Annotated in this window: 2 protein-coding genes and 1 pseudogene; all 3 read right to left on the bottom strand. The window is 70.6% G+C overall.

Features of this window, described 5'->3' with window-relative positions; all coding sequences use genetic code 11:
• Positions 1-4 precede the first annotated feature (4 nt).
• Entirely contained in the window at positions 5-1297 is a 1293-nt protein-coding gene (locus BGN95_RS16170) for a spinster family MFS transporter (RefSeq protein ID WP_286773312.1), read from the bottom strand.
• A 108-nt stretch (positions 1298-1405) separates the two neighbouring features.
• Positions 1406-2344 (bottom strand): adenosylcobinamide-phosphate synthase CbiB, encoded by a 939-nt coding sequence (gene cbiB, locus BGN95_RS16165; RefSeq protein ID WP_286773311.1) that lies wholly within the window; start codon positions 2342-2344, stop codon positions 1406-1408.
• Positions 2337-2590, bottom strand: a pseudogene (locus BGN95_RS16160) (threonine-phosphate decarboxylase); the annotation flags it as partial. The gene cbiB and the pseudogene BGN95_RS16160, both read right to left, overlap by 8 nt.

The following is a 2590-nucleotide window of genomic DNA, read 5'->3' as shown; positions in this document are numbered from 1 at the left end:
ATCCTTATCCGCCGCGATCGAGCTCCGCGTCGAGCCGCAGGCTGCACCGCCAGAAGAAGAAGGCCGGGACCAGCCCGAGGAACGCGGCGCCATAAAGCACGTAGCGCACGCTATTCCCGCCGTGCGCCGGGTGAAGCCAGTCGGACAACATGCCGAAGAACAACGGCCCCAGCCCCAGCCCGATCAGATTCTGGAAGAACAGCATCACCGCCGCGGCGATGGCGCGCGCGCGGAGCGGCGCCAGCCCCTGCGCAGTCGAATAGGTCGGGCCGTAATAGAGCGAATTGCACAAGGTGGGGATCGCCAGCAAGGTCAGCGCGACCGGCCAGTCGGTCGCCTGATAGGCGAGCAGCGCGAGCGGCACCGCGACGATCATGCCGACGACCGGCGCGGTCATCACATGGCGGCGATTGGCGCTGCCGAAACGATCCGCGAGATAGCCGCCCAGCCAGGTGCCGCCGATCCCCGCGACGCCGCCGACGATGCCATACCAGAAGCCGACCTCGCCCGGCGACATCGCATGCGTGCGCTGGAAGAAGATCGTCGTCCAGGTGGCCTTGCCATAGGAAAGGAAAGCGGCGGACGATCCTGCGACGAGCAGCAGGATATAGGCGCGCGACCCCATCACCGCGCGCAGCGCCGCCCACAGCGGCAATTCGGCGTGCGGCGCCGCGCCTGCGGTCGCGGCGCCCGACGATGCCTGCCGCGGATCGCGCAGCAGGCGAAACACCAGCAGCGCCATCGCGACGCCGGGCAGCCCGACGATCACGAAGGCATGCCGCCACCCGACCTGATCGGCGAGCAAGCCGCCGATCATCATCCCCAGCAACGTGCCGATCGGGATGCCCAGTGCGTAGAAGGCCAGCGCCGAGCTGCGCTTCTCCGGGGGGACGATATCGCTGATCAGCGAATGCGCCGGCGGGGAGCAGCCTGCCTCGCCGACCCCGACCCCGATCCTCAGTAGCAACAGCTGGACGAAATTCTGCGCCATCCCGCACAAGGCGGTCATCGCCGACCAGATCGTCAGCGCGACGCCGATCATCTTCGCCCGGGTGGTCGCCGGCCGATCGGCGTAACGCGCGATCGGCAGGCCCAGGGCCGTGTAGAACAAGGCGAAGGCGAGCCCGGTCATCAGCCCGATCTGCGTGTCGGACAGCTTCAGATCGCGGGCGATCGATTCCGCCAGGATGTTGACGATCTGCCGATCGATGAAATTGAAAATGTAGACGAACAACAGGATCCACAAGGTCGCCCGAACCGACCGGCCGGCCAGAGCCGTTCCCTGCATAGTCGCCATTCGTCATCCTCTCCGTGCCGGGCGGTTTGCCGCCGGCTACCGCGAAGCTCGCTTACCGACGGCAAAGGGTCAACTAGTGTCGGTATCCACTTCCCCCGTCACCGCGCGTCACCACAGCAGCGCAACGCCCCCGGCGATCAGCCCCAGTAACGCACACGCCCGGCAATAGATCGCCAGCGCACGGCGCAGATCGCCCGCCCCCGCGGCGCGGCCGCTCGCGCCGATCCACGGCTTGTCGTGGACCACCCCGTCATAAGCGACCGGCCCGGCGAGCGCGACGCCGAGCGCGCCGGCGATCGCGGCTTCGGGCCAGCCGGCATTGGGCGAGGCGTGGCGCCGGCAATCGCGCCACATCACCCGCCAGCCGCCGCCAGCGGCGAGGCACAGCAATATTCCGGCAAGCCGCGCCGGGATCGCATTCGCCACATCGTCGACCCGCGCCGCCGCCCAGCCGAACGCGCGCCAGCGCGGCTCGCGATGCCCGATCAGACTGTCCGCGGTGTTGATCGCTTTATACGCCCAGACCCCGGGCAGCCCGAACAGGAGCAGCCAGAACAGCGGCGCCACCACCCCGTCGCAGAAGCTTTCCGCGAGGCTTTCGATGCCCGCGCGCGCCACCCCGGCCTCGTCCAGCGCCGCGGTATCGCGGCCGACGATCATCGCCACCGCGCGCCGCGCCGCGGAAAGATCGCGCGCCGCGAGCGCATCGGCAACCGGTCGGACATGATCGTAGAGGCTGCGCGCCGCGAGCGCCGGCCAGGCGAGCAGCGCCGCGACGAGCCACCACCAATCGCCCGCGATCGCGCGCGCGGCCTGTTCGACCGCCAGCGCGCCACCGATCGTCACCGCGAGCAACAGCGCGAGCGTCGCCACGCCCGACAGCCGCCGCCGCGCCTCGGGGATAGCGGGGCGGTTCCAGCGCGCCTCGCACGCCGCGATCAGCCGCGCGAACCCGCCGACCGGATGCCCGACGCGCGCGTAGAGCCACGTCGGCCACCCGACCAGCGCGTCGATCGCCAGCGCGGCGAAGGCGGTGGGGTCAGCCACCCGTCAAAGCGCGGTCGAGCCGGTCGAACGCGGCATCGTCGCCGGGCAGCCCGAAGCGCAGCCAGTCGGCACGCTCGCCGAACGGGCGGGTCAGGATACCGGCGCGCGCCAGCCGCTCGAACAAGGCAGGCGCGTCGACCTGCACGACCAGCCGGAACAGCGGACAGGCGCCGCGCACCGTCAGCGCATGTCGCGCGAGCAACGCATCGAGCCGCGCGGCTCCGGCGTCGAGCGCGCGGCGGGTCG

Origin of the sequence: Sphingomonas sp. 66-10 (genome assembly GCF_001897045.1) — a bacterium.
In the GTDB taxonomy this organism is placed as follows: Bacteria; Pseudomonadota; Alphaproteobacteria; order Sphingomonadales; family Sphingomonadaceae; genus Sphingomonas; species Sphingomonas lycopersici.
Note: the sequence above shows the minus strand (reverse complement) of the source record. Positions and strands in the feature narration are given on the sequence as shown.

What these genes read in the sequence shown, in the direction of transcription:
- BGN95_RS16170 (WP_286773312.1), bottom strand. Translation starts at nt 1,297, where the DNA reads ATGGCGACTATGCAGGGAACGGCTCTGGCCGGCCGGTCGGTTCGGGCG.